Raw genomic sequence first — 25,461 nt, forward strand, 5'->3', positions numbered from 1 at the left:
CGGACCCCCGCCCTTCTCTGTTCAGGTAGGAACGCCGTGATTCCCGGGTGCAGATCCCCGGGATCCCGATGGAAGGTCAGTCACGTGACTGCTGCCGACACCAAGGCCGCCGGTCCACCGGTCCCCGTACCGCGTGTCCCGGAGAAGACCGGGATCTCACCCTCCGGACAGGAGGCGGACGGGCCCCGCCCGGCCCGGCGGAGGACGAAGGGGGAGCTCCTCCCCTACCTGCTGATCCTGCCGGCGATCCTGGCGATCGCCGCCGTCTACGTCTACCCGCTGGTCAAGACCGTGATCATGTCCTTCCAGGACCTGGGGCGGGCGGCTCTCTGGGGCAACGGCGAGACCCCGTGGGTCGGCTTCGAGCAGTTCACGAACATCCTCGGCGACCCGGAGTTCTGGGCGGTCGTCGGCCGGACCGTCGTCTTCATGACCCTCTGCGTCGTGCTGACCATGGGCATCGGGCTGCTGATCGCCCTGATGATGCTGCGGGTCTCCACCTGGGTGCGGCTCGTCCTGACGGTGGCCCTGATCGCCGCCTGGTCCATGCCGCTCATGGTCGCCGCCTCGGTCTTCCGCTGGCTCTCCGACTCCGACTACGGCCTGATCAACACCCTGCTCGCCGACCTCACCGGCGACGAGGACCGGTGGCTGGGCCACAACTGGTTCCTCGACCCCTGGCAGGGCTTCGGCATCATCACGCTCCTGGTCGTCTGGGGCGCCATCCCGTTCGTCGTGATCACGATGTACGCGGCCCTCACCCAGGTCCCCAAGGAGCTGGAGGAGGCGGCCTCCCTCGACGGGGCCACCGCGTACGGCGTCTACCGCTACGTGACCTGGCCCGTCATCAAGCCGGTCTTCACGATGGTCGCGACCCTCTCGGTCATCTGGGACTTCAACGTGTTCGGACAGATCTGGCTGCTGCGCGGCAACAAGCCCGAACCCGAGTACGAGACCCTCGGCCTCTACTCCTTCTCCAAGGCGTTCGAGTCCACCTCCTTCAGTCAGGGCAGCGCGATCGCACTGATCACCGTCCTGATGCTGTCCGGCGTCGCCGTGTACTACCTGCGCCAGCTGATCAAGACGGGAGAGGTCGAATGAGCGCCTCCACGCCCACCGCCCCGCCGGCCCAGGTCCTGCGGCCCGACCGCAAGCGCCACCGCCTCGGCTACAACGTCCTGGCACTCGTCACGGCCGCGCTCATGGCCTTCCCGGTCTACTGGCTGATCGTCAGCTCGCTGCGCCCGAACCACGAGATCCGGTCCTACGACCAGACCCTGTGGCCGTCCTCGCTCACCTTCGACAACTTCGCGCGCGCGGTGAAGCAGGACAACTTCGCCACGGCGATCCAGTCGAGCCTCATCGTCTCGGTCACCGCCGTCGTCGGCGGGATGATCATCGCGACGCTCGCGGCGCTCGCCATCGGCCGCTTCCGCTTCTTCGGGCGGAAGGCGCTGATGATGGTGATGATCCTGGTCCAGATGCTGCCCCCGACCGCGATGCTGATCCCGATCTACCTCCAGCTCAACGCGCTGGGCGGCATCGACGAGTACTGGGGACTCATCGTCGTCTACCTGGTGTCCACGCTGCCCTTCGCGACCATCATGATCCGCGGGTTCGTCATCAACATCCCCGTGGAGCTGGAGGAGTCCGCGATGGTGGACGGCTGCACCCGCATGGGGGCCTTCCGCAGGGTCATCTTCCCGCTGCTGGCACCCGGGCTCGCCGCCGCGTCCATCTTCGCCCTGGTCAACGCCTGGAACGAATACCTCTTCGCCTACATCCTGATCAACGACAACTCCAAGTACACGCTCAACGTGTGGCTGATGACGTTCACCACGGAACGCGGCACGGACTACGGCGCGCTGATGGCGGCCTCCACCCTCATCTCCATCCCGGTCGTCATCTTCTTCATGATCATCCAGGGAAAGATGGCCACGGGGCTCACCTCCGGCGCCGTGAAGGGATAGGCAGCCCCCATGACGATCCTCGTACCGACCACGGACACCGTCACCCGCGACGCGCTCGCCGTGCTCCAGCCGGGCTTCACCGGCACCACCGCCCCCGACTGGCTCCTGCGCCGGGTCGGCGAGGGCCTGGCCTCCGTCGGACTCTTCGGCCGGAACATCCACTCGCCCGAGCAGCTCGCCGCGCTCACGGCCCGGCTGCGGGCCGAGCGGGACGACGTCCTCGTCGCGATCGACGAGGAGGGCGGCGACGTCACCCGCCTGGAGGTCCGCAACGGCTCCTCCTTCCCCGGCAACCTCGCCCTGGGCGCCGTCGACGACGTGGACCTCACCCGGGCCGTCGCCCGCGAACTCGGCCGCCGGCTCGCCGAGTGCGGGGTCAACCTCAACTGGGCGCCCTCCGCCGACGTCAACTCCAACCCGGACAACCCGGTCATCGGCGTGCGCTCCTTCGGCGCCGGCACCGGGCTCGTCGCCCGGCACACCGCCGCCTACGTCGAGGGGCTCCAGTCCGCCGGTGTCGCCGCGTGCACCAAGCACTTCCCCGGGCACGGCGACACGGCGGTCGACTCGCACCACGCGCTGCCCCGCATCGATGTGGACCTGGACACGCTGCACGCCCGTGAGCTGGTGCCCTTCAGGGCGGCCGTGGCAGCGGGTTCCAAAGCGGTGATGAGTGCCCATATCCTGCTTCCCGCACTGGACCCGGCCCGGCCGGCGACCCTGAGCCCGCAGATCCTCACCGGGCTGCTCCGCGGGGAGCTGGGCTACGACGGTCTGATCGTCACCGACGGCATGGAGATGGACGCCATCGCCGGCACCTACGGCATCGAGCGCGGATCCGTCCTCGCCATCGCCGCCGGCGCCGACGCCATCTGCGTCGGCGGCGGTCTGGCCGACGAGGACACGGTGCTGCGGCTGCGCGACGCCCTGGTGGCGGCGGTGCGCGCCGGGGACCTGCCCGAGGAGCGGCTCGCCGACGCGGCCGCACGTGTACGGGCCCTCGCGTCCTGGACGCAGGGGGTCAGGGGGGCTGCCTCGGAGCCGGGCGCGGACATGCAGGAGGGGACCGCGCCCGGCGCCGGAGCCGGCATCGGACTGCTCGCCGCCCGCCGGGCCCTGACCGTCACGGGCGACGCCGCCCCGCTGACCGGACCGGCGTACGTCGCGGCCCTCACCCCGGTCGCCAACATCGCGGTGGGCGACGAGACCCCGTGGGGCGTCGCGGCCGAGCTGTCCCGGACGCTGCCCGGCACACGGACCGGCACCTACGGCGCCGGGAGCGCGTCACCGGCCGCCGAGGTGCTGAGCGCGGCGGGGGAGCGGCGCATCGTCGCCGTCGTCCGCGACGCCCACCGGCACGGCTGGATGAGCGAGGCGCTGGACGCGCTGCTGGCGGCGCGCCCCGACACCGTCGTGGTCGAGATGGGCCTGCCCGTGGCGCCGCCCCGGGGCGCGCCGCACATCGCCACGCACGGTGCGGCACGGGTGTGCGGGATCGCCGCCGCGGAGGCGATCACCGGCCGGGCCGGCTGAGCCCGCGGGACCGTACGCGCGAGGGCCGGATCACCGTCACGGTGACCCGGCCCTCGCGCGTACGGGAGTGCTCCTACAGGGCTTGCCACCGCGGCTTGGCCGCGTAGGTGGCGCGGAAGTAGTCCGCGAGCTTCAGCCTGGACGCCGCCGCCTCGTCCACCACCACGGTGGCGTGCCGGTGCAGCTGCAGCGCGGAGGCCGGCACCACCGAGGCGACCGGGCCCTCGACCGTCCGGGCCACCGCGTCGGCCTTGCCCTCGCCGGTGGCCAGCAGGACCGGGTGGCGGGACTCCAGGATCGTGCCGATGCCCTGGGTGATGACGTGGCGCGGGACCTGCTCGATGTCGTCGTCGAAGAAGCGCGCGTTGTCGATCCGGGTCTGCTCGGTCAGCGTCTTGATGCGGGTGCGGGAGGCGAGCGAGGAGCACGGCTCGTTGAAGCCGATGTGCCCGTCGGTGCCGATGCCGAGCAGCTGGAGGTCGACCCCGCCCGCCTCGGTGAGCGCGTGGTCGTAGGCGTCACAGGCCGCCTGCACGTCCTCGGCGGCCCCGTCCGGGCCCATGAACGACTTCTCGGACAGGCCGAGCGGCTCGACGACCTCGCGCAGCACGACCGAGCGGTAGGACTCGGGGTGGCCCGGGGGCAGCCCGACGTACTCGTCGAGCTGGCAGATCCGGGCGCGCGAGGCGTCCACGGCCCCGGACCGGACCTTCGCGGCCAGGGCCTGGTAGACGGGCAGCGGCGTCGAGCCGGTGGCGACGCCGAGCAGGGCGTCGGGCTTGCGGCTCAGCAGGGCCGCGATGGCGTCCGCGACGAGCGCGCCGCCCGCCGCGGCGTCCGGGACGATGACAACTTCCACGCTGTGCCTGCCGATCTGGAGAGTGGCGTCATGTGGTATAGACCAATTGTGACCCCAATCTAGCAGAACGGCGCGGCGCGCAGGTGAACCGCGCGCGTCCAGGTCACGGGGTGGTGATCCGGTCGGCGGGCGGTGACGTCCGTGGCGGGGGAGGGCCCCGGAAACACCCGCGGGCCGCGGCGCCGGGACGGGACCCTCGGCCCGTCCGGCACCGCAGCCCGGAGCTGCCTGGCCGGCGGTGTGCGGTGCCTCCGGCCACGGGAGGCACCGGCGCAGTCAGGGCAGAGAGCGCCGGGTGCCTCGGTCCGCCCTCCTGTGCGGGGAGGGCGGAGGTCTGTCGCGCGGGGGCTGCGGCTCGGCCGTCGTACCCCCACGTGGTGCATTGTGGACTAGACCATTACGCCCTGTCCATCCGTCGGACCGGACATTCTCAGGAGCCTCCCCGTCCTCTCCCGGTGTCACGCACGCACCGCCCGATCGGTTCGGAACCTCCGCGATTCCGCGGGTACGCTCGCACATGTGCCCTCCATGAACGACCTCGTCCGCCAGCACACCGCCCTGAGCGACACCGATCTCGAATGGCTCCACCTGCTGGTCTCGGAGTGGCAGCTGCTCTCCGACCTGTCCTTCGCCGACCTCGTCCTGTGGGTGCCCACCCGGGACGGGACCCGCTACGTCTCCGTGGCGCAGATGCGGCCCAACACCGGCCCCACCTCCTACCAGGACGACATGGTCGGCCACCTCGTGCCGCGCGGACGCCGTCCGCTGCTGGACGCGGCCCTCGACGAGGGGCGCATCGTGCGCGAGGGGGACCCGGAGTGGCGGGAGGAGGTGCCCGTCCGGGTCGAGTCGATCCCGGTGCGCAGGGAGGGGCGGATCCTGGGCGTCATCGCCCGCAACACCAACCTCCTCACCGTCCGCACCCCGTCGCGGCTGGAGCTCACCTACCTCCAGTCCGCCTCCGACCTGGCCCAGATGATCGCCGCCGGATCCTTCCCGTTCCCCGGCCAGCAGGTCGACATGGACGCCTCGCCGCGCGTCGGGGACGGGCTGATCCGGCTCGACGCCGACGGCGTCGTGCAGTACGCCAGCCCCAACGGCCTCTCCGCCTACCACCGGCTCGGCCTGGCCTCGGACCTCGTCGGCCACCACCTCGGCGCGACGACCGCCGAACTCGCGCCGTCCCGCGGCCCGGTGGACGAGGCCCTGGTGAAGGTGGCGAGCGGCTACGCCCCGCGGGAGTTCGAGGTGGAGGGCGCCGGCGGGGTCATCCAGCTGCGCGCGATCCCGCTCAAGCCCAAGGGCGTGCGCATCGGTTCGCTGGTGCTGCTCCGCGACGTGACCGAACTGCGCCGCCGCGAACGGGAACTGATCACGAAGGACGCCACCATCCGGGAGATCCACCACCGGGTGAAGAACAACCTCCAGACGGTGGCCGCCCTGTTGCGGCTCCAGTCGCGGCGGATGGACTCGGAGCGGGGCCGTGAGGCGCTCGACGAGGCCGTGCGACGGGTCGGATCGATCGCCATCGTGCATGAGACGCTGTCCCAGAACCTGGACGAGCGGGTCGAGTTCGACGAGATCGCCGACCGCGTGATCGCGATGGTCGCGGAGATCTCACCCGGGAAGGTCACCTGCCGCCGCACGGGACGCTTCGGGGTGCTCGATGCGGAAGTGGCCACTCCGCTCTCCATGGTGCTCACCGAGGTGCTGCAGAACGCCCTGGAGCACGCGTTCACCGTGGCCGAGCAGGGAGCGGTGGAGGTGTCCGCGGTGCGCGGCGGCCCGTCCGCCGGGAGTCGGCTGCTGATCACCGTGACCGACGACGGGCGCGGACTGCCCGAGGGCTTCGACCACCGCAAGGCGGGCAACCTCGGCCTGCAGATCGTGCGGACCCTGGTGGAGGGCGAACTGGGCGGCACGTTCGACATGGTCCCGGCCCCGGTGCGGGGGACCCAGGTCGTGCTGGACATCCCGGTGCAGAGCACCAGGTAGCCGCCCGTCGGCGCACAGCAGTGGGCCCGGACCGTGGTGACGGTCCGGGCCCACTGCGTGATGCTCACGATGCGATGCGCTTCGGGGGTACTGCGCGCTGCGACTCGAAGGCGGGACTGTGCGTACGCTCTGTACGCGCCGCCTGGCTGAGGCTCGTCGTGCGGGGGGCGTCGGTCAGGCGCTGGCGTTACGCGCCCGGTTACGAGCGGCGCGGCGCTTCATCGCGCGGCGCTCGTCCTCGCTGAGGCCACCCCAGACGCCGGAGTCCTGACCGGACTCGAGCGCCCACTGCAGGCACTGCTCCATGACGGGGCAGCGACGGCAGACGGCCTTGGCTTCCTCGATCTGCAGCAGCGCAGGACCGGTGTTGCCGATGGGGAAGAACAGCTCGGGGTCTTCCTCACGACAAACGGCGTTGTGACGCCAGTCCATGGCTGCTACCTCTCCTTGGTATTACATGCTGGTGCTTGTGAATGTGAACGCTTTCACGAATCCCCCCGCAGACGAAGGTCCGACGCCCAGATGAGCTGGATGTGGTCCTGTTGTGGTGAGAAGGGGTTCTTGCTCTCAGGGAGGCCGGTGTTGCGGGCCGTCCCGATCGCCATGTAGAGATTCGCAAACCTCGGCGGCGGATACAACCCCTTCTGGAAAGTTTTTTTTGATTCCTCGGTGTCGACTAGGTCACAGCCGTACTTCTAAGGGGTGGGGGCCAGCCCAAACGTTCGAGTTAAAGGACTTTGGCCCCTTCGACTCACACAATCACACGCAGTGCACGGCGTACGCCTGTGAACGTCACGCTCGTACGCAGTCCCAGGTGGTCGCCGTCCATCTGGAAGGGCAGTGGAGCCTTTGAATGCAAGGTGAAGTCCGTGAGGTCGTGCAGGGAGACCGTGTGCTTGCCGTGCGGACCCTTCTCGGGGCTCGAAGTGAGCAGCTGGGTGGCGTACCGGGTGACCGCGGGAGTGGACAGGCGCTTCACGCCGAGGACGTCCAGGGCGCTGTCGAAGGAGGCCTTCGGGGAGGCGTATATCGGGCGGTTCCCCAGGTAGGTCCAGGGTGCGGTGTTGCAGATTATCGACAGCGCGAGGTCGCTGACCGGGGCCCGCCCCGGGACGTCGAGGGTGATCATCCCGTTGCGCCGGTGCGGGTCGTCCATGAACTGCCGCAGCACCTGGCGCACGTACAGCGCATGGGTCGACCGCTTGCCCCGCTCCCGCTTCTGTTCGACCCGGCCGATGACCCCGGCGTCGAATCCCAGCCCCGCGCAGAAGGTGAACCATCTTCCGGGGACGGCCTCGTCCGCCGTGCCCGGGGTGCCGGCCGCGAGACCGAGGCCCACCGTGCGCTCGCTGCGGTCCGCGAGGGCGTCCAGGATGGCGCCCGTCGCCTCGACCGCGTCGTTGGGGATGCCCAGGGCCCGCGCGAAGACGTTCGTGGAACCGCCGGGGACCACGGCCAGGCTGGGCAGGCCCTCGGGGTCGGGGCCGGCGTGCAGCAGGCCGTTGACCACCTCGTTGACCGTGCCGTCGCCCCCGAGGGCGACCACCAGGTCCACGTCGTCGGAGTCCGCCGCCCGGCGTCCCAGGTCCCGGGCGTGGCCGCGGTACTCCGTGGTCACGGCCTCGATCTTCATCTCGCTGGCGAGGGCGTGGATCAGTACGTCGCGGGTCCGCGCACTGGTAGTGGTGGCAGCTGGGTTGACCACGAGAAGTGCGCGCATGCACGCCAGACTACCCACCGCGCGGCGCCGTCCCGAAGCCCCGATCCGCCGGGTCCCCGGGTGGTCACGCAGTGTGACCGGCCCTCCGCCGTGCCTCCCCGGCTTCGCCCCCGGCGGTCCGGGATGCGAATCTGAAGGGCGTGAGCACTCAGCAGAACACGCCCGCCCCGTCCCCGTCGGCCGGGCCGGAGAAGCCGGGCCGGATCGCCGCCCTGGCCGCACTCAACGCGCTGGAGGGCGCCGCGCTCGTCGTCGGCGGCCTCTACATGCTGGCCGTCGGGCTGCTCGGGCGCCCCGACAGCATCCAGCAGGCCGAGATGGGCGGGCTCACCCTGGCGGCCCTCGGCCTGATCCCGCTCCTCGCCGCCCGGGGTCTGCTGCGGCGGCGGAGCTGGAGCCGCGGCCCCGCGCTCATCACCCAGCTCATGGCGCTGCCGGTGGCCTGGACCCTGCTGCGGGCCCAGGGCGCCCTGATCCCGCTGGGCATCGTCCTCGCGGCGGTCGCCGTGACGGGCCTCGTGCTCGTCCTCGACCCGGCGACCACGAAGGCGCTGGGCATCGACCGGGGGCCGCGCGCGGACCCCGGCGCCTGACCCGGCACGGCGGCCCGCCCGCGGCTACTCCTCGACGAGCAGCCGCTCGCGGAGCTGGGCCAGGGTGCGGGCCAGCAGCCGGGAGACGTGCATCTGGGAGATGCCCACCTCCTGGGCGATCTGCGACTGCGTCATGTTCCCGAAGAAGCGAAGCATCAGGATCCGCTTCTCCCGCGGCGGGAGGTCCTCCAGCAGCGGCTTCAGCGACTCCCGGTACTCGACGCCCTCCAGCGCCTCGTCCTCGGAGCCCAGCGTGTCCGCGACCGCGGGCGACTCGTCGTCCGTGTCGGGGACGTCGAGCGAGAGGGTGCTGTAGGCGTTCGCCGACTCCAGCCCCTCCAGGACCTCCTCCTCGGAGATGCCCAGGCGCTCCGCCAGTTCGTGCACGGTGGGCGAGCGGCCGTGCTGCTGGGAGAGCTCCGCGGTGGCCGTGGTCAGCGACAGGCGCAGCTCCTGGAGGCGCCGCGGGACCCGCACCGCCCAGCCCTTGTCCCGGAAGTGCCGCTTGATCTCGCCGACGACCGTGGGGGTCGCGTACGTCGAGAACTCGACACCGCGGTCCGGGTCGAACCGGTCCACCGACTTGATCAGCCCGATCGTGGCGACCTGCGTCAGGTCGTCCAGCGGCTCGCCGCGGTTGCGGAACCGGCGGGCCAGGTGCTCCACGAGCGGCAGGTGCATCCGCACCAGCCGGTTGCGGAGCTCGGCCTTCTCCGGCGAACCGTCGGGCAGGGCGCGCAGCTCGACGAAGAGCGCCCGCGCCCCGCTGCGGTCGTGTGGATCGTGGTGCCCGTGCTCGCTCATCCGGCCCGCCCGCTCCGCCTGTGACTGATCGGGCGCGGCCGGACCGCCCCGCGCCTCGTCCGCGTCCTCGGCCCCGCCCTCCGGGTGCGGCCGGGCCTGCTGCTCCGGAAGGGCCGCCGGGCGCACCGCCCCCGGCCGGATCGTCTCGTCCCGCACAGGACCGTCCCCGTTCCCGTCGCTCACGCCGGACCGGGGCCCGCGCCGCGTTGTTTGTAGAGGCTGATGCTGACCGTGCGGTCGTCGGCGACCGTGGAGTCGACCTTGCCGGCCAGTGCGGAGAGCACCGTCCAGGCGAAGGTGTCGCGCTCGGGGGCGCGGCCGTCCGTCGTGGGCGCCGAGACGGTCACCTCGAGGGAATCGCCGACGAGCCGGAACACGCAGCTGAGGACGGAGCCCGGCACGGCCTGCTGAAGCAGGATCGCGCAGGCCTCGTCGACCGCGATGCGAAGATCCTCGATCTCGTCGAGAGTGAAGTCCAAGCGCGCTGCGAGGCCGGCCGTGGCCGTACGCAGCACCGACAGGTAGGCACCCGCAGCGGGCAGCCGGACCTCTACGAAGTCCTGGTTCCCGGGCTCGCCTGCGATCTGGGACACCCTCACCTCCAAGGTGGCACAAACTCGTTCGAGGCTCCGGGACGGATGCCCGGGGCCGTGCGGTCCGTCGTCGGTCCAGTGGTTCGGCGACGCTGTCGCGACCCATGATGCCGTGTCGCCGAGACCACCACTTCCTGATCACTCATGGTAGGCACATGAGCACACACAGTGGCTAGTGGTCTGCGGCGGTCAATTGCGAAGAACCGGCGCCGGTTTGACGTACCCAGGCCTCAGACGATCGAACCGTCCACGAAGCACCAGCGCCAGCTCTCGGAGCATTCGAAACTGCGCATCACCGGATGACCGGTCGCCGCGAAGTGCGCCGAGGCGTGCTTCAGCGGCGAGGAGTCGCAGCAGCCGACGTGTCCGCAGACCAGGCAGAGCCGCAGCTGCACGGGATGGGTGCCGGCCGCCAGGCACTCGGGACAGGTGTCGTCGAGCGGGGCGGGCTCGGGGCGCGGCAGTTCGGATACATGCAGGCACTCACTCATGATGGCCACGTTACGTCGGATGTGAGGACTGTGAGATGGACGCATTGCCGCTGGTGGCACTCGTCGCGGCAAGCGCGGCGGTGGCGGGCGCCGCCCGCCGGACACCGGTGCCCGCCCCGCTGCTGCTGGTCGCCGCCGGGCTGCTGGCCTCGTACCTGCCGGGGGTGCCGAGCTACACCCTGGACGCGCACGTCGTGCTGCCGCTGCTGCTGCCGCCCCTGCTGTACACCGCGGCGGTCGACAGCTCGTACCTGGACCTGCGGGCCAATCTGCGGCCCGTCGCCCTGCTCTCCGTGGGGTACGTGCTCTTCGCGACGTTCGCGGTGGGATGGCTGGCCTACCTCCTCGTGCCGGACCTGCCGCTCACCGCCGCGCTGGTGCTCGGCGCCGTGATCGCCCCGCCGGACGCCGTCACCGCCGCGGCGATCGCCCGCCGGGTGGGCCTGCCCGCCCGGGTCACCACGATCCTCCAGGGCGAGTCCCTGGTGAACGACGCCACCGCGATCACCGCCTTCAAGGTGGTGCTCGCCGCCGCGGTCGGCGAGGGCATGGGCTGGGGCGAGGGGATCGGGGAGTTCCTGCTGGCCTCCGTCGGCGGCGTCGGCGTGGGGCTGCTGCTGATGGTGCCGCTGCACTGGCTGCGCACCCATCTGAGGGAGGCGCTGCTCCAGAACACACTGTCGCTGCTGATCCCCTTCGTGGCGTACGCGGCGGCGGAGCGCGTGCACGCCTCCGGTGTGCTCGCCGTGGTCGTCGTCGCGCTCTACCTGGGGCACCGCTCCTGGCAGGTCGACTTCGCGACCCGGCTCCAGGAGGCGGCGGTCTGGAAGATGGTCGCGTTCGTCCTGGAGTCCGCGGTCTTCGCGCTGATCGGCCTGCAGCTGCCCTTCGTCCTCAGGGAGCTGGGCACCTACAGCGTGCTGGAGGCGGTCCAGTACGCGGTCCTCGTGTTCGTCGCCGTGGTGGTGGTGCGCTTCCTGTGGGTGTACCCGGCCAGCTATCTCCCGCTGTGGCTCTCCCGGCGCATCAGGGAGCGCGAGGGCCCGCTGCCCCCGACGTCCCCCCTGATCGTCGGCTGGGCCGGGATGCGCGGGGTCGTCTCGCTGGCCATCGCCTTCTCGATCCCCGTCGTCACGCACGACGGGGCGGACTTCCCGGCACGCAGCCTGGTGCTGTTCCTGACCTTCACCACCGTCATCGGGACCCTCGTCGTCCAGGGGCTCAGCCTGCCCCTCCTGGTGCGGGTGCTGAAGCTGCCGGGGCGCGACGAGCGGGCCGAGACACTGGCCGAGGCCCAGGCGCAGAGCGAGGCGTCCACGGTCGCGGACGCCCGGCTGGACGCCCTGCTCGCAGATCCGCGCAACGCCCTGCCCGACCCCCTCACCGAGCGGCTGCGCACCGTGATGGAACGCCGCCGCAACGCCGTGTGGGAGAGGCTCGGCCGGCCGAACCCGGTCACCGGAGAGTCGGCGGACGACACCTACCGACGGCTCGCGAGGGAGATGATCGCGGCCGAGCGCGAGGTGTTCGTACGCCTCAGGGACGAGCGGCGGATCGACGACGAGATGCTGCGCGCCCTGCTGCGCCGGCTGGACCTGGAGGAGGCCGCCGCCTACCGGGAGTCGGACGGCTCCGGGGGTTGATCCCGGGGCTCGGGGCCGCCGGTGACGACGGCGGTGACCGTGGACCCCGCGGGGAACGCGCCCTCCCCGGCCAGCACGGTCAGCCCGTACAGCAGCTTGGCCACATAGAGCCGCTCGACGGGCAGACCGTGCCGGTCCTCGAAGTCGTCGGCGAAGGCGTGCAGCTCCGGGGGCGTGCGGGCGTACCCGCCGAAGTGGAAGCGCTCGTCGAGGGACCACCGCCCGGCCGGGCCGCCGAAGGCCTCCCGCTGGAGACCGCGCACCGCCTCGCCCAGGAAGCCGCCGCGCAGCACGGGGACGCCCAGGGCACGCTGCCGGCCGTCCAGGCCGGCGGCCAGCCCGGCGAGGGTGCCGCCGGTGCCGCAGGCGACGGCCACCGTGCCGGTCCGGCCGCGCAGTTCGCGGCCGAGCTCTGTGCAGCCCTGTGCGGCGAGCGCGTTGCTGCCGCCCTCCGGGACGACCACGCAGTCCCCGAAACGGCTCAGCAGGCCGTCCAGGACCTCGGGAGCGGTCTTCGCGCGGTAGGTCGTCCGGTCCACGAAGTGCAGACGCATGCCGTCGGCCGCGCAGCGGGCGAGGGAGGGGTTCAGCGGGCGGTGGGCCAGCTCCTCGCCCCGTACGACGCCGACCGTGGGGAACCCGAGGAGGCGTCCGGCGGCGGCCGTGGCCCGCAGGTGGTTCGACCAGGCCCCGCCGAAGGTCAGCACGGTCCGGCCGGCCGCGGTCCGCAGGTTGGGGGCGAGCTTGCGCCACTTGTTTCCCGGCAGCTCGGGGTGGATCAGGTCGTCGCGCTTGAGCAGCAGGGTCACCCCGTGACGGGAGAAGCGCTCGTCCTCGGCCGGCTGCAGCGGTGAGGGAAGCACCGGCTGCAGCCGGGAGAGGTCGAGCGCTCCGTGGTCCATGCCCCCATTGTGGGCGGTGCCGCGCGGGTGACCGGTGCCGCGCGGGCGGGCGGTGCCGAGCGGCCCTACTTCAGGCGGTCGTGGATCCGGTTGCGCATCCCCGGCATGGAGAAGCCCCGCGGATCGACCTTGCCGGGCTGCCACTCCCGGTGCCCGATGACCGAGGGGGCGTTCCAGCCGTGGAAGCGGCAGACCGCGGCGGAGGCCTTCTCTATCGCTTCGAGCTGGACGGCGGGCCAGGGGTCCTTCCCGTCGCCGAGGTTCTCGCACTCGAAGCCGTAGAAGTGCCGGTTGCCGTCGGTGTTGGCCTCGTTGACCGCCGGCAGGCCCTTCTCCGCGATGACGGCCCGCAGGACGTCGTCGTCCCCGAGCCCGGCGTGGTTGGCACGGCCGTAGCCGACCAGATGGACCCGCCCGTCCTTGGCGATCACGCCGTGGCAGAGCGGGCCCGGCAGGCCCGCGTAGCCGTCGCGGCAGATCTCGACGGTGCGCGCCGTGCCCTTGGTGACGGTGTGGTGCAGCATCACGCCGTGCACCGGCCCCCAGGGCCCCTTGTGGTTGCGGTTGTGGGTACGCCAGTCGCCGACCTGGACGACGGTGAGCCCCTCGTCCTTCAGTGCCTTCAGGAAGTTGCTCGCGGACATGGGTGAGGACATGGCCGACTCCTTCTGTTCGCCGGGGAGCGAGTCCGTACAGCGCTTCTACCGGAACACAAGGCTCCGGTAAACCTGTTCGGACGGTGTTCGCGCCGTGTGCGATCCGATCCGGACAGTGCGCGTGCCCCGGCTGGGCGCGCTCAGTCCTGGGCGGACCCGCCGGGCGCCGGGGAACCGCGCGGCGCCGGGACGCGCGGCCGCCCGTACGGGTGCGCGGCCGTCCCGCCCGCCGGACCCCGTCCCACCGGTGCGGACACGCCCCGGGGCGCCCGCCCCCGACCGGGCGGGGGCGCGTCATCATGGAGGGGCGCGGCCCCGCGGCGGATGCGGGGCGCGCCAGGGCGAGAGAGGTGGTCAGCGGCCGTGCAGCAGCCGAACGCAGCCGACGGGATCCCGGCGGCCAAGGTCATCACCGACCCGGACAGCCTGGGCCGGTACGCGCGCGACGAGGCGGAGTGGGCCCCGGCGGGGCTGCCCCTCGCCGTCGTACGGCCGCAGGACACCGAGGAGGTCCGGGCCGTCGTCGCGTACTGCGCCGAGCACCGGATCCCGGTGGTCCCGCGCGGAGCGGGCACGGGGCTGTCGGGCGGGGCCAACGCGGTGGACGGCGCGGTCGTCCTCTCCTTCGAGGACATGAACCGGATCCTGCGCATCGACCCGGTGGAGCGCCTCGCCGTCGTCCAGCCGGGCGTCGTCAACGACGACCTGCGCGCCGCCTGCGCCGAACAGGGCCTCTGGTACCCGCCGGACCCGGCGAGCTCGCCCTGGTCCACCATCGGCGGCAACGCGGCCACCAACGCGGGCGGCATGTGCTGCGTCAAGTACGGCGTGACCCGCGACTACGTGCTCGGGCTTGAGGCCGTCAACGGCCTCGGCGAGGTCGTGCGGGTGGGCCGGCGGACCGCGAAGGGGGTCGCCGGGTACGACCTGTGCGGCCTGCTCGTCGGCTCCGAGGGCACCCTCGGCGTGATCACCGAGATCACCGTGAAGCTGCGCGGCGCCCGGCCCCCGGAGCGCACGGTGGCGGGCTTCTTCGACTCGGTCGTCGCGGCCGGCGACGCGGTGAGCCGGGTGACGGCGGCGGGGGTCGTGCCCTCCGCGCTCGAACTCCTCGACCGGCACTGCCTGAAGGCCGTCGACGACTGGAAGAACATGGGCCTCGCGGCGGACGCGCACGCGATCCTGCTCGGCCGGGTGGACACCCCGGGGGCCGCGGGCGACGCCGAGGCCGAGACCGTACGGGCCTGTTTCGCGGAGGCCGGCGCGGTGTGGGCCGAGGTCTCCACCGACCAGGCGGAGGCGGACGCCCTCTTCCAGGCCAGGCGGCTCGCCTACCCCGCGCTGGAACGGCTGGGGCCGGTCCTCACCGAGGACGTCGTCGTGCCGCGCTCCCAGGTGCCGCGGATGCTGGCCCGCGTCGAGGAGATCGCCGCCGAGCACGAGGTCCTCATCGCCAACATCGCCCACGCCGGCGACGGGAACCTCCACCCGCTGATCATCACCGAGCCGGGCGACGACGCGGCCAGGGCCCGCGCCCAGCTCGCCTTCGAGGACATCCTCGACGCGGCCATCGCGCTCGGCGGCACGGTCACCGGAGAACACGGCGTGGGCCTGCTGAAGATGGGCGGCATGGACCGCGAGCTCGGTCCCGTCAACCTCGCCATGCAGCGGGCGGTCAAGGCCGCCCTCGATCCGTACGGCATCCTCAACCCGGGCAAGGTCGTCGTGTCGGGAGCGCCGCTCGTCCCCTGAGCGGCCGCGGCGGTCTGCGCCGGTCCGCGGCGGCCCGCGCCGGTCTGCGCCGGTCTGCGGCGGCCCGCCGGCCGGACGCCGGCCGCGGGACCCGGCCGGCGCGGGGGAGGACCCCCGCCGCACCGTCGTGAGCCCCGGGGGCGCCGGCTCGTTCGTTCATCCGTCCGGAGCCGCTGCTCCCGGCCCTGCCCCGGGCCCCGGGGTGTGCCGACATGCCCCGCACGGGCCCGAATAGTCACACTCTTTTGTGTAATAGCGCGCGGTGTCCTCCGGCTGCAAGTCTTCTTCTCGCAGGTCAGACCATGATCGAGAGGATGTCGGATGTCCGTTGGTGAAGAGGTTCGCGACACGCAGCCGCCGCAGCAGAGTCTCGGCACAGCGGCTGCGCGGAACCTCGCGACGACGACCAAGTCCGCCCCGCAGATGCAGGAGATCAGCTCGCGGTGGCTGCTGCGCATGCTCCCCTGGGTGCAGGTGCAGGGCGGCACGTACCGGGTGAACCGCAGGCTGAGCCACTCGGTCGGGGACGGCAGGGTGACCTTCGTCCAGACGGGCGACCGGGTCGCGGTCATCCCCGCCGAGCTCGGAGAGCTCCCCGCGCTGCGCGACTTCGCGGACGAAGAGGTCCTGTCGGAGCTGGCGCGCCGGTGCGAGCAGCGCGACGTCGAGGCCGGCGAGGTGCTCGCCTCGTCCGGCGAGGCCGCCGACCGCGTCCATCTGCTGGCCCACGGCAGGGTCGAGAAGATCGGCACCGGCCCGTACGGCGACGAGACGGTGCTCGGAGTCCTCGCCGACGGCGCCTACTTCGGCGACCACGTCCTGGTGGACGGCGACGCGACCTGGGAGTACACCGCCCGCGCGGTGACCGCCTGCACCCTGCTGACCCTGCGCCGCTCGGACGTGCTCAACCTCGCCGCGCGGGCCGACTCGCTCCGCGACCACCTCGCCGGGCTCCTCGCCATTCCGCACCAGCGGACCAACCCCTACGGCGAGGCGGAGATCGACCTCTCGGCCGGGCACGTGGGCGAGAGCGTCGTCCCGCACACCTTCGTCGACTACGAGTCGGCGCCCCGTGAGTACGAACTGAGCGTCGCCCAGACCGTGCTGAAGGTCCACAGCAGGGTCGCCGACCTCTACAACCAGCCGATGAACCAGACCGAGCAGCAGCTGCGGCTCACGGTCGAGGCGCTGCGGGAGCGCCAGGAGCACGAGCTCGTCAACAACCGGGAGTTCGGCCTCCTCAACAACTGCGACTACGGACAGCGGATCCAGCCCCACGACGGCGCGCCCGGCCCCGACGACATGGACGAACTCCTGTCGCGGCGGCGCGGATCGAACCTCTTCCTCGCCCACCCGCGGGCCATCGCGGCCTTCGGGCGCGAGTGCAACAAGCGCGGCCTGGTGCCGGAGAGCGTCGAGGTCGGCGGGCACCACGTGCCCGCCTGGCGCGGGGTGCCGATCTTCCCCTGCAACAAGATCCCGGTCACCGACGCCCGCACCACCTCGATCATCTGCATGCGGACCGGTGAGGAGGACCAGGGGGTCATCGGGCTCCAGCAGAGCGGCATCCCGGACGAGATCGAGCCGAGCCTCTCGGTCCGCTTCATGGGCATCGACGAGCAGGCGATCATCTCGTACCTCGTGACGGCGTACTACTCCGCCGCCGTCCTCGTGCCCGACGCCCTCGGGGTCCTGGAGAACGTGGAGGTGAGCCGCTGGCGGTGACGCCCCCGGGGCCCGGGCCCGGTGCACCGCCCGGGCCCCCGGCAGGCCGAGGCCGCGACCAAGGTGCCCGTGGCACCCGGAAGGAATCACCGTGACCATGACCAGTACGGACGCCGCGATGGAGGAGCACAAGGCCGTCGCGCTCCTGGAGCGCACCCGTGACGCCGTCGACCCGCACCTCCGGGCCGCCGTGGAGACGCTGCCCGGGGGGATCCGCAGGGTCGCCCTCTACCACTTCGGCTGGCAGAACGCCGACGGGACGCCCGCGTCGGGGCAGGCCGGCAAGGCCATCAGGCCCGCGCTCGTCCTGGCCGCCGCGCGGGCGCTGGGAGGGGACCCGGAGGCCGCGATGCGGGCGGCCGTCGCCGTCGAGCTCGCGCACAACTTCACCCTGCTCCACGACGACGTCATCGACGAGGACACCACCCGGCGGCACCGGCCCACGGCCTGGGCGGTGTTCGGCGTGCCGGACGCCGTCATCACGGGGGACGCCATGTTCTCCCTCGCGCTGCGCCTCCTGGCGGACGACCCGCACCCGGCGTCCCCGCAGGCCGCGTTGCGGCTCTCCACCTGCGTCATCGAGCTCTGCGCGGGACAGCAGGCCGACTGCGGCCTGGAGGACCGCGGGCCCGAGGACGTCACGCTGGACGAGACCCTCACCATGGCCATGGCCAAGACCGGTGCCCTGCTCGGCTGCGCGTGCGCCCTGGGCGCGCTCTACGCCGGTGCGGACGAGCGGGCCGTGCGCGCCATGGACGGCTTCGGGAGGGAGGCGGGGCTCGCCTTCCAGCTCATCGACGACCTGATCGGCATCTGGGGGGACATCGCCCGCACGGGCAAACCGGTCGGGGCCGACCTGACCGCCCACAAGAAGTCCCTGCCGGTGGTCGCCGCGCTCACCTCGGGCACCCCGGCCGCCGCCGAACTGGCCGCCCTGTACCGGGGCGCCATGAACACACCGGAGGAGGTGCGGGGCGCCGCCGACGCGGTCGAACGCGCGGGCGGCCGCGACTGGGCCCAGGCCACCGCCGCGGACCGGATGGCCCGGGCCGTCCACCACCTGTCGCGCGCGGTTCCCGATCCGTCCGACACCGGGGACCTGCTCGCCCTCGCCGAGTTCGTCACCCGCAGGACCCACTGAACCGCATGAGCGGGAGCGCCCGCGACAGGCGTCCGGGACCGGCTCCACCGGCCCGCCGGCGGGCCGTCCCGGGCCCGGGGAGCGGGGCTCCGGGGCCGGCGCGGCGGAAGGGGAGGGTGCCGCCGGACGGGTGCCGGGGCCGGGCTACAGTCCCTGCTCATGACAGATGAGTCGTGGGCAGGCTGGTACCGGGACCGCCATGGTTCAGAGGCCGTCATTCTCACCACGGACGGACAGCAGCTCCGCATCCGGGTCCGGGGCACGGACTTCGAGGGCGAGAGCTTCGACGGTCTGGCGCCGGTGGCGGACGCACCGGACCCGGACGGGCCGTTCGACCTGGTGGACGGCGTGCTCGACGGCTGCGTACTGGAGTGGGACCTCCCGCTCCCGGTCCTGGTCGCCGGTACGGTCCGCCAGGCCACGCTCAGCTGCCTGCTGTCCCTGCGCCGGGCGGACCCGGACCTCTGCCTGGCCCTCCATCTGGACGGCGCGGTGTACGAGTCGAACCGCGCCGAGGGGGACTTCGCCGCCGCGCTGGCCACGGTCCAGCGGGTCCTTCCACCGGACATCCACCTGCAGACGTGCATCGCCTGCGCCTTCTCGGACTACTTCCCGGCCCCGGTCCGCGGTCTGTCCGGCGGGCTCGCCTGCTTCCGCGGCGCGAAGGACGCCTACCGCGACGCGGCGGGCGGTGACGAGGTCGCCGGCCTCTGGGACCGGCGCACCGGATCCGTCCAGGAGATATGGAGCTGCCGGGAGTTCGAGCCCCGTCCGGCGCACGGCGCCGGCACCGGCCACCGGGGCGCCTTCCCGCTCGCACCGGCCTGAGCGGGCCACGGCCCCCCGTTGTCACGGGCCTGAGCCGGTCACGGCCCCGCTCTCACCGGCTTGAGCCGGCACGGCGGCCCCCGCCGCACGGCCCGGGGGCCGCTCCGCCGGTGCGGAACGGCCCCCGGGCGGCGTGCCGCCGTCGTGTCGGGATCGCGTCAGGAGGTGGCGCGGGCGAGGGCGGCCGCGAAGCCGTTCTGCCAGAGGCTGTTCACCTGCGAGCGCTCGGTGGCGTTCGGGTAGGCGTTCGTGCAGGACGTGCCGGGGCCGCCACCGGACATGAGCTCGCTGCACGGGCCGGTGTAGTGGTCGGGCAGCCCGAGCACGTGCCCGGTCTCGTGGGCGGTGACCCGGGTCGAGTTGTACTGCTGGTTCTGCGCGTAGTCCAGGAAGATGTAGCCGCTGCCGTGGCCGTTCGTGCTCGCGTACGAACCCCGGGAGTCGTTGCCCTCGTAGTAGTCGAAGTCGGCGTTCGAGCCCTCCTGCAGCTTGACGTTGCTGACCGAGCTGTTCCAGATGCTGGTGCTGCTGGCTATCTGGCTGCGGAAGCTGGGGGCGTTGGTGGTGCTGTAGACGACGGTGACCGCCGCGGCGCCCGGGTTCGCGGCCCGCTTCTCGGCGACCGACTTCATGACGGCGTCGAAGAACGCCTTGTTCGCCTTGGCGTTCTCGCTCGAACCGGCGTACGCGGCGTAGCCGGCCTGAGCGGCGGTCACCCCGGCCGGGGACGCGGGGGCGGGAGCGGCGGCGACCGCGGGGGTGGTGCCCAGCGCGGCGGCGACGCCGAGTCCGAGACCTGCCAGAGCCGACATCAGAGCTGTCCTGGAGTGTCGCATGGGGGGTGTCTCCTACCTGTCCGAAGAACCCCGCCCGGGAGCCGGACGAGGAACGGGTGGGGGGTACGGAGAGAGTGTCGGGGCAGCCGGGCCCGCGGCGGATGATGTCAACCGGTGATAGCGCCGCCCTATCACCCGGTCCGCCTGCACGGACGACCGGCGGGAAGCGCACAGAATCAGCACAGCACCGGCCGCCCCGACACCCCTGTTCGGCCCGGTTGGTGACGGTTGGGGCATCTGGTGCTCGACATGCGAACAGCCATACCCTCGCCGTCATGGAGCTGGAGGTGAGACACCTCAGGGCGCTCTGCGCCATCGCCGACACGGGCAGCCTGCACCAGGCGGCACGGCGGCTCGGCGTCAGCCAGCCCTCCCTGACGACCCAGCTCCAGCGGATCGAACGGAGCATGGGCGCCGAGCTGTTCCGCCGGGGCAGGACGGGTTGCCGGCCGACCCTGCTGGGACGCGCCGTACTCAGCCGCGCCCGCCCCCTGGTGGACGGCATGACGGCGCTGGTCGGCGCCGCGATGGCGGAGGCCGAGGCCGCCCGGGCCGGCGGTCCGCGCCTGCGCATCGGTTCCACCGCGAGCCGGGTCATCGGCGGCTGGCTCCGCGGCCTGCGGGTGAGGCTGCCCGGCACCGACATCTCGCTCCGGGTGGACGTCTCCGCCCGGGCCCTGCTGGGGGAGGTGGCGGCCGGACGGCTCGACGTCGCCTTCGTGCACGAGGTCGAGGGCTTCCCGCTCGCGGTCCCGGACGGGCTCGTCCAGCGGGTACTCGTCGAGCGGGAACCGCAGTTCATCTCCCTGGCCCGGGACCACCCCGCGGCGGGACGGCCGGTGGTGGACCTCGACGACCTGGCCGGCGACCGGTGGATGGTCGACCCCTCGGTGGACGGCGAATGGGACGGGGTCCGGCGGGTCCTGGGCGCCGCGGGCATCGACCCGCCCGTCCTGCACGGGGACTACCTCACCGCGGCCTCGCTGGTCGTGCTCGGCGAGGCGGTCGCCCCCTGCCAGCCGACCTCGGGCCCGCGCGACGACATGGTCATCCGCCCGCTGCGCGGCGACCCGCTGGCGGTGCGGCTCCTGCTGGTCTCGCGGCCGGGCGCCGGCACCGACGCGGTGTACGAGGAGCTGGAAGGGGCCTACCGCGACGCAGCACGCCGCGCCGAGGAGTACCACCGGTGGCTGCTGCGCCACCACAGCCCCCTCGCGCACACGGGCTGAGCGGGAGAGTCCCCCGTTCCGCCGAGAGCGAGGAACCGTTGTCCCCGCACGTCCCGGCGGGCACGATCGCGGGATGAGGCTCCTGATGCTGGGCGGTACGGAATTCGTCGGACGCGCCGTCACCGACGCGGCGCGCGCACGCGGGTGGGAGGTCACGGTCTTCCACCGAGGACACCACCCGGCACCGGCCGGCGTGCGGACGCTGACCGGCGACCGGACGACGGGCGGGGCCGGCCTCCGCGCCCTGGCCGACGGCACCTGGGACCTGGTGGTCGACACCTGGAGCGGCGCCCCCTCGGCCGTGCGGGACGCGGCCCGGCTGCTGGCGGACAGAGCAGGGCACTTCAGCTACGTCTCCAGCAGGTCCGTGTACGCCCACCCCGCCCCGGCCGGACTGGCGGAGGACGGCCCGCCGGTGGCCGGCGCCTCCGCCGACGCCGGCCCCGACGTCCCCTACCCCCTGGCCAAGCGCGGCGGGGAGCTCGCCGCGCTCGACGCCTTCGGCGACCGGGCGCTGCTGGCCCGGCCCGGGCTGATCCTCGGCCCCGGTGAGAACATCGGCCGTCTGCCGTGGTGGCTGGGCAGGACCGCACGGGGCGGACCCGTCGTCGCCCCGGGGCCGCCGGACGCGGGCATCCAGTACATCGACGCCCGTGACCTGGCGGACTGGCTGCTGGACGCGGCGGCCGACGGCCTGTCGGGGGCGTACAACACCGTGAGCCGCCCGGGACACGCGACCATGGGGGAACTCCTGGACGCCTGCGTCCGGGTCACCGGGTCCCGCGCCCGGCTCCGGTGGATCGAACCGGAGACGCTCCTCGCCGCGGGCGTCGAGCCGTGGACGGACCTGCCGGTGTGGCTGCCCGCCGGCGAACTCCACGACACCCTGCACCGGGGTGACGTCACCAAGGCACACGCGGCCGGGCTGCGCTGCCGACCGGTCGCCGACACGGTCGCCGACACCTGGGCCTGGATGCGCGAGCTGGGCGGCACGGTCCCGCAGCGGCCGGACCGGCCGGCCGTCGGTCTCGACGCGCGGACCGAGGCGAAGCTCCTCGGGGCGCCCGGCAGCCCTTAACGTGGCCCGATGACCGAACAGTTGCTGCACCTCACCGAAGAGCCCCTGTGGGAGGCCGCCCGCACGGCGGGGACGTACGAGTGGTCCACCCGGGGCCGCACCCTGCGCGAGGAGGGGTTCATCCACTGCTCGCTCCCTCACCAGCTCCCCGCTGTGGCGAAGGCGGTGTACGGGTCCGGCACCGAGGGCCTGGTGGTCCTCGTCATCGACACCGGCCGGCTCACGGCGCCCGTCCGGTACGAGGCGGTGGAGCCCGGCGGCGAGGAGTTCCCGCACCTCTACGGGCCCCTGCCGGTGAGCGCGGTCGTGGAGGTGCGCCCCTGGACGCAGCGGACCGCTCGCGCCACGGACGGAGGCGGAGCCCGGTGACCGGCCCCCTCGTCGCGGTGACCGGGGCGAGCGGCGCGGTCGGCGGCCGGGTGGCCGCGCGGCTCACCGGGGCCGGCGCCCCCGTGCGCCTCCTCGGCCGGGACCCCTCCCGGCTGCCCCGCCTGCCCGGCGCGGTCGCCGCACCCCCGGCGGCGTACGGCGACGCCGATGCCATGCGCCGCGCCCTCGACGGCGCGCACACCCTGTTCCTCGTCTCCGCCCACGAGAGCCCCGGCCGGGTGGCGGAGCACACCACCGCGGTCGACGCGGCCCTCGCCGCGGGTGTCGAACGCATCGTGTACGTGTCGTTCCTCGGCGCGGCAGCGGACGCGACGTTCACCTTCGCCCGCGACCACTGGCACACCGAGGAGCACCTGCGGGCGTCCGGCGTGCGCCACACGTTCCTGCGGGACAGCTGGTACCTCGCGGGCATCCCGGCCATGACGGGGCCCGACGGCGTGCTGCGCGGCCCCGCCGGGGAGGGGCGGGTCTCGGCCGTCTCCCACGAGGACATCGCGGACGCGGCGACCGCCGTCCTGCTCGACGCGGGCACGGACCACGACGGTGCGACGTACGACCTCACGGGCCCGGAGGCGTTCACCCTGGCCGAAGCGGCCGAGGAGCTGAGCCGGCACACCGGCCGCACGATCCGCTACGTCCCCGAGACCGAGCAGGAGGCCTACGCCTCCCGCGCCCGCCACGGGGCGGAGGACTGGGAGGTGACCGGCTGGGTCACGTCGTACGAGGCCATCGCGGCCGGTGAGATGGCGGTGGTCTCGGACGCCGTCCCCACCCTCACGGGTCGGCCCGCCGCGAACCTGGCCGACTACCTCCGGGAGCACCCGGACAGCTACCGCCACCTCCTGCCGGAGACCTGACCGGACCCGGCACGGTCAGGTCCGAGGCACCGGCGGGACCTGACCGACGCGAGGCGCCGAGGACCGGCAAGCCCGGCGTACGGTCCCGGTCGGCGCGCATCCGCGGCCGGACAGAGGACCGCACCCGGTCCGTGCGTGAGCGCCGGGTGCGGCGCCCGACGGGCCGGGTGCGGAACGGTGGGCTGTCTGACCGGCGAAACCGCAGGTCAGACTGCCTAACCGGAGATCAGGCCTTCTTGGTCTCCCAGAAGATCGTGTCGATCTGGGCGATCAGGTCCAGAGCCTTCTGGCCCGTGGCCGGGTCGTTCGAGCCCTTGGCCGCGGAGAGCGCCTTCAGGGTGTCGTTGACCAGCTGGTGCAGCTCCGGGTACTTCTCGAAGTGCGGGGGCTTGAAGTAGTCGCTCCAGAGCACCGAGACGTGGTGCTTCGCGAGCTCGGCACGCTGTTCCTTGATCAGAACGGCGCGCGTGCGGAAGTCCGCGTCCTCGTTGGCCTGGTACTTCTCCTGGACGGCCTTGACGGACTCCGCCTCGATGCGGGCCTGGGCCGGGTCGTACACGCCGCAGGGCAGGTCGCAGTGGGCGCTGACCTTCACCTTGGGGGCAAACAGGCGGGAAAGCATGGAGCTGTCCTTCCTCGTGATCGTCTTCTCAGGTGGGACATTACTCCGTGGGAAGCCTCTTTTTGCGGGTGCCCCCTGCGGCTTAGGTCAAAAGTCCGGGGTCCGGACGGGACCGGTGGCCGAAAATACGGAGCGGTGCGCGTAGCCGTGTACCGGAGGATGGACCGGGAGGTGCCACAGATGCCGGAACCGGCAGAGGAGCCGTGGAGCGGGCGGACGGCGCGCAGGCCGTTGCAGCTGGTGGAGGTGACGGGCCCGTCGATGGTGCCGACGCTCTACCACGGGGACCTGCTGCTCGTGCAGCGCGGTGCGCCGGTGCGACCGGGTGACGTGGTGATCCTGCGTCACCCGCTCCAGCAGGACCTGCTGGTCGTGAAGCGGGCCGCCGAGCGGCGTACCGGCGGCTGGTGGGTGCTCGGCGACAACTCGTTCGCGGGCGGGGACAGCACGGACTACGGCACGGTGCCCGAGGAGCTCGTGCTGGCCCGGGTGCGGGCCCGCTACCGGCCGCTGCGGAAGGATCAGCGGTCGGTGCGGGGGCTGCTGGGCTGGGCGGTGTCGGCGGTGCGCCGGGTCTCACCCGCGCGGTCGGCCTCCAGGCGTTTGCGGGCCCGGTAGGCGGCCACGTTCGCCCGGGTCGCGCAGCGGTCCGAGCAGTAGCGCCGGGAGCGGTTGGTCGAGGTGTCGAGATAGGCGTTGCGGCAGGGTTCGGCCTCGCACAGGCCGAGCCGTTCCACGCCGTGCGAGGTGAGGTGGAAGGCGAGGCCCATCGCCGCGATCGCGGCAAAGCCCGCGGTCGCGTTCGACGGGTGGTCGGCGAGATGCATGTGCCAGTCCGGTGTGCCGTCCTCGTCCCGGATGTCGTGGCCGGAGATCTGCGGGCTCACCGGGAACTCCAGCAGCAGGGAATTGAGCAGATCGACCGCGAGGGTCTCGTCGCCCTCGTCCGCCGCCTCGAAGACCGCGCGCAGCCGGGCCCGTACGGACCGGAAGCGGGTCACGTCCCCGTCGGTCGCGCGACGGGCCGCCTGGGCGTTGGCGCCGAACAGGTCACGGACGGACTCGACCGTGGTCAGGGAGTCCTTGCCGCGGACCGGCTCCTCGGTGTTGACCAGCCGCACCGCGTAATCCGAGTAATAAGCCAGTTCCACGTGTAGTCCTTACGGCGTCGGGCGTGGTGGATACGCCGCCCAGTGTAATGGGTAGAGGGCGCATATGGGCATTACCCGCAGAGGTGACGAGGC

At 72.7% G+C, this 25,461-nt stretch carries 26 protein-coding genes; 15 read left to right on the top strand and 11 right to left on the bottom strand.

Features of this window, described 5'->3' with window-relative positions; all coding sequences use genetic code 11:
* The first annotated feature begins 84 nt into the window (after positions 1–84).
* From ABZ172_RS09365 to ABZ172_RS09375, 3 genes are read left to right on the top strand one after another with little or no spacing between them, the layout of a single operon-like run.
* Positions 85–1,101: a sugar ABC transporter permease gene (locus tag ABZ172_RS09365; RefSeq protein ID WP_356881879.1), complete on the top strand. Its 1,017-nt coding sequence runs from the start codon at positions 85–87 to the stop codon at positions 1,099–1,101.
* Entirely contained in the window at positions 1,098–1,970 is an 873-nt protein-coding gene (locus ABZ172_RS09370; protein ID WP_356881881.1) for a carbohydrate ABC transporter permease, read from the top strand. Before ABZ172_RS09365 ends, ABZ172_RS09370 begins: the two co-directional genes overlap by 4 nt.
* A 9-nt stretch (positions 1,971–1,979) precedes the next feature.
* Complete coding sequence (locus tag ABZ172_RS09375) at positions 1,980–3,503, top strand: glycoside hydrolase family 3 protein (protein WP_356881883.1); 1,524 nt, start codon at positions 1,980–1,982, stop codon at positions 3,501–3,503.
* Positions 3,504–3,576: 73 nt separating this feature from the next.
* Here ABZ172_RS09375 and nagB read toward each other — a convergent pair whose 3' ends face one another.
* Complete coding sequence (gene nagB / locus ABZ172_RS09380) at positions 3,577–4,362, bottom strand: glucosamine-6-phosphate deaminase (protein ID WP_356881885.1); 786 nt, start codon at positions 4,360–4,362, stop codon at positions 3,577–3,579.
* A gap of 528 nt (positions 4,363–4,890) precedes the next feature.
* Between nagB and ABZ172_RS09385 the strand changes: the two genes are divergently transcribed.
* Positions 4,891–6,357, top strand: a complete 1,467-nt coding sequence (locus ABZ172_RS09385; RefSeq protein WP_356882157.1) for a PAS domain-containing sensor histidine kinase — start codon at positions 4,891–4,893, stop codon at positions 6,355–6,357.
* A gap of 174 nt (positions 6,358–6,531) precedes the next feature.
* Here the strand turns inward: ABZ172_RS09385 and ABZ172_RS09390 are convergent, their stop codons facing one another.
* Entirely contained in the window at positions 6,532–6,789 is a 258-nt protein-coding gene (locus ABZ172_RS09390) for a WhiB family transcriptional regulator (RefSeq protein WP_003953983.1), read from the bottom strand.
* 319 nt (positions 6,790–7,108) lie between these two features.
* Entirely contained in the window at positions 7,109–8,077 is a 969-nt protein-coding gene (locus ABZ172_RS09395; protein WP_356881887.1) for a diacylglycerol kinase family protein, read from the bottom strand.
* A 140-nt stretch (positions 8,078–8,217) separates the two neighbouring features.
* On the opposite strand from ABZ172_RS09395, the gene ABZ172_RS09400 reads away from it, so the two are divergent.
* Positions 8,218–8,670, top strand: a complete 453-nt coding sequence (locus tag ABZ172_RS09400) for a hypothetical protein (protein WP_356881889.1) — start codon at positions 8,218–8,220, stop codon at positions 8,668–8,670.
* Between the two features lie 24 nt (positions 8,671–8,694).
* Here the strand turns inward: ABZ172_RS09400 and ABZ172_RS09405 are convergent, their stop codons facing one another.
* The 3 genes from ABZ172_RS09405 to ABZ172_RS09415 all read right to left on the bottom strand — a co-directional run bounded on the left by ABZ172_RS09405 (position 8,695) and on the right by ABZ172_RS09415 (position 10,558).
* A complete protein-coding gene (locus ABZ172_RS09405) occupies positions 8,695–9,630 on the bottom strand; it encodes an RNA polymerase sigma factor SigF (protein WP_356881891.1) in 936 nt (311 codons plus the stop codon).
* A 23-nt stretch (positions 9,631–9,653) separates the two neighbouring features.
* Positions 9,654–10,067: an anti-sigma regulatory factor gene (locus ABZ172_RS09410; protein WP_014154139.1), complete on the bottom strand. Its 414-nt coding sequence runs from the start codon at positions 10,065–10,067 to the stop codon at positions 9,654–9,656.
* 230 nt (positions 10,068–10,297) lie between these two features.
* A complete protein-coding gene (locus tag ABZ172_RS09415; protein ID WP_356881893.1) occupies positions 10,298–10,558 on the bottom strand; it encodes a UBP-type zinc finger domain-containing protein in 261 nt (86 codons plus the stop codon).
* 35 nt (positions 10,559–10,593) lie between these two features.
* Between ABZ172_RS09415 and ABZ172_RS09420 the strand changes: the two genes are divergently transcribed.
* A complete protein-coding gene (locus ABZ172_RS09420; protein ID WP_356881895.1) occupies positions 10,594–12,201 on the top strand; it encodes a Na+/H+ antiporter in 1,608 nt (535 codons plus the stop codon).
* Here ABZ172_RS09420 and ABZ172_RS09425 read toward each other — a convergent pair.
* On the bottom strand, positions 12,171–13,103 hold the full coding sequence (locus ABZ172_RS09425) for a pyridoxal-phosphate dependent enzyme (RefSeq protein ID WP_356881897.1): 933 nt from the start codon (positions 13,101–13,103) through the stop codon (positions 12,171–12,173). The two genes, ABZ172_RS09420 and ABZ172_RS09425, sit on opposite strands and share 31 nt — an antisense overlap.
* A 65-nt stretch (positions 13,104–13,168) precedes the next feature.
* Positions 13,169–13,759 (bottom strand): N-acetylmuramoyl-L-alanine amidase, encoded by a 591-nt coding sequence (locus ABZ172_RS09430; RefSeq protein ID WP_356881899.1) that lies wholly within the window; start codon positions 13,757–13,759, stop codon positions 13,169–13,171.
* Positions 13,760–14,083: 324 nt separating this feature from the next.
* Here ABZ172_RS09430 and ABZ172_RS09435 point away from each other — a divergent pair, with 324 nt between their 5' ends.
* The 4 genes from ABZ172_RS09435 (at position 14,084) to ABZ172_RS09450 (ending at position 19,205) form a co-directional block, all read left to right on the top strand.
* Positions 14,084–15,511, top strand: coding sequence for an FAD-linked oxidase C-terminal domain-containing protein (locus ABZ172_RS09435; protein ID WP_356881901.1), 1,428 nt, complete (start codon positions 14,084–14,086; stop codon positions 15,509–15,511).
* Positions 15,512–15,832: 321 nt separating this feature from the next.
* Complete coding sequence (locus ABZ172_RS09440) at positions 15,833–17,236, top strand: family 2B encapsulin nanocompartment shell protein (RefSeq protein ID WP_356881903.1); 1,404 nt, start codon at positions 15,833–15,835, stop codon at positions 17,234–17,236.
* 97 nt (positions 17,237–17,333) lie between these two features.
* Positions 17,334–18,377: a family 2 encapsulin nanocompartment cargo protein polyprenyl transferase gene (locus ABZ172_RS09445; protein ID WP_356881905.1), complete on the top strand. Its 1,044-nt coding sequence runs from the start codon at positions 17,334–17,336 to the stop codon at positions 18,375–18,377.
* Between the two features lie 159 nt (positions 18,378–18,536).
* Positions 18,537–19,205 carry a DUF6304 family protein gene (locus tag ABZ172_RS09450; RefSeq protein WP_356881907.1) on the top strand — a complete coding sequence of 223 codons (669 nt, stop codon included), beginning with the start codon at positions 18,537–18,539 and terminating at the stop codon, positions 19,203–19,205.
* A 158-nt stretch (positions 19,206–19,363) separates the two neighbouring features.
* Here ABZ172_RS09450 and snpA read toward each other — a convergent pair whose 3' ends face one another.
* Positions 19,364–20,041, bottom strand: coding sequence for a snapalysin (gene snpA / locus ABZ172_RS09455; RefSeq protein WP_356881909.1), 678 nt, complete (start codon positions 20,039–20,041; stop codon positions 19,364–19,366).
* Between the two features lie 275 nt (positions 20,042–20,316).
* Here snpA and ABZ172_RS09460 point away from each other — a divergent pair, with 275 nt between their 5' ends.
* From ABZ172_RS09460 to ABZ172_RS09475, 4 genes are all read left to right on the top strand, one after another.
* Positions 20,317–21,270, top strand: coding sequence for a LysR family transcriptional regulator (locus ABZ172_RS09460; protein ID WP_356881911.1), 954 nt, complete (start codon positions 20,317–20,319; stop codon positions 21,268–21,270).
* 85 nt (positions 21,271–21,355) lie between these two features.
* A complete protein-coding gene (locus ABZ172_RS09465; RefSeq protein ID WP_356882159.1) occupies positions 21,356–22,348 on the top strand; it encodes an NAD-dependent epimerase/dehydratase family protein in 993 nt (330 codons plus the stop codon).
* Between the two features lie 9 nt (positions 22,349–22,357).
* Positions 22,358–22,717: a DUF952 domain-containing protein gene (locus ABZ172_RS09470; protein ID WP_356881913.1), complete on the top strand. Its 360-nt coding sequence runs from the start codon at positions 22,358–22,360 to the stop codon at positions 22,715–22,717.
* Positions 22,714–23,595, top strand: coding sequence for an SDR family oxidoreductase (locus ABZ172_RS09475; RefSeq protein ID WP_356881915.1), 882 nt, complete (start codon positions 22,714–22,716; stop codon positions 23,593–23,595). The genes ABZ172_RS09470 and ABZ172_RS09475 overlap by 4 nt, the downstream gene beginning before the upstream one ends.
* A 226-nt stretch (positions 23,596–23,821) precedes the next feature.
* On the opposite strand, the gene sodN is transcribed toward ABZ172_RS09475, so the two are convergent.
* Positions 23,822–24,217 carry a superoxide dismutase, Ni gene (gene sodN, locus ABZ172_RS09480; RefSeq protein ID WP_014154121.1) on the bottom strand — a complete coding sequence of 132 codons (396 nt, stop codon included), beginning with the start codon at positions 24,215–24,217 and terminating at the stop codon, positions 23,822–23,824.
* 180 nt (positions 24,218–24,397) lie between these two features.
* Here sodN and sodX point away from each other — a divergent pair, with 180 nt between their 5' ends.
* Positions 24,398–24,835: a nickel-type superoxide dismutase maturation protease gene (sodX, locus tag ABZ172_RS09485; protein ID WP_356881918.1), complete on the top strand. Its 438-nt coding sequence runs from the start codon at positions 24,398–24,400 to the stop codon at positions 24,833–24,835.
* On the opposite strand, the gene ABZ172_RS09490 is transcribed toward sodX, so the two are convergent.
* On the bottom strand, positions 24,739–25,368 hold the full coding sequence (locus ABZ172_RS09490) for a CGNR zinc finger domain-containing protein (protein WP_356881920.1): 630 nt from the start codon (positions 25,366–25,368) through the stop codon (positions 24,739–24,741). The genes sodX and ABZ172_RS09490 overlap by 97 nt on opposite strands.
* Positions 25,369–25,461 lie beyond the last annotated feature (93 nt).

Origin of the sequence: Streptomyces sp. NPDC006296, assembly GCF_040613235.1 — a bacterium.
Taxonomy (GTDB): Bacteria; Actinomycetota; Actinomycetes; order Streptomycetales; family Streptomycetaceae; genus Streptomyces.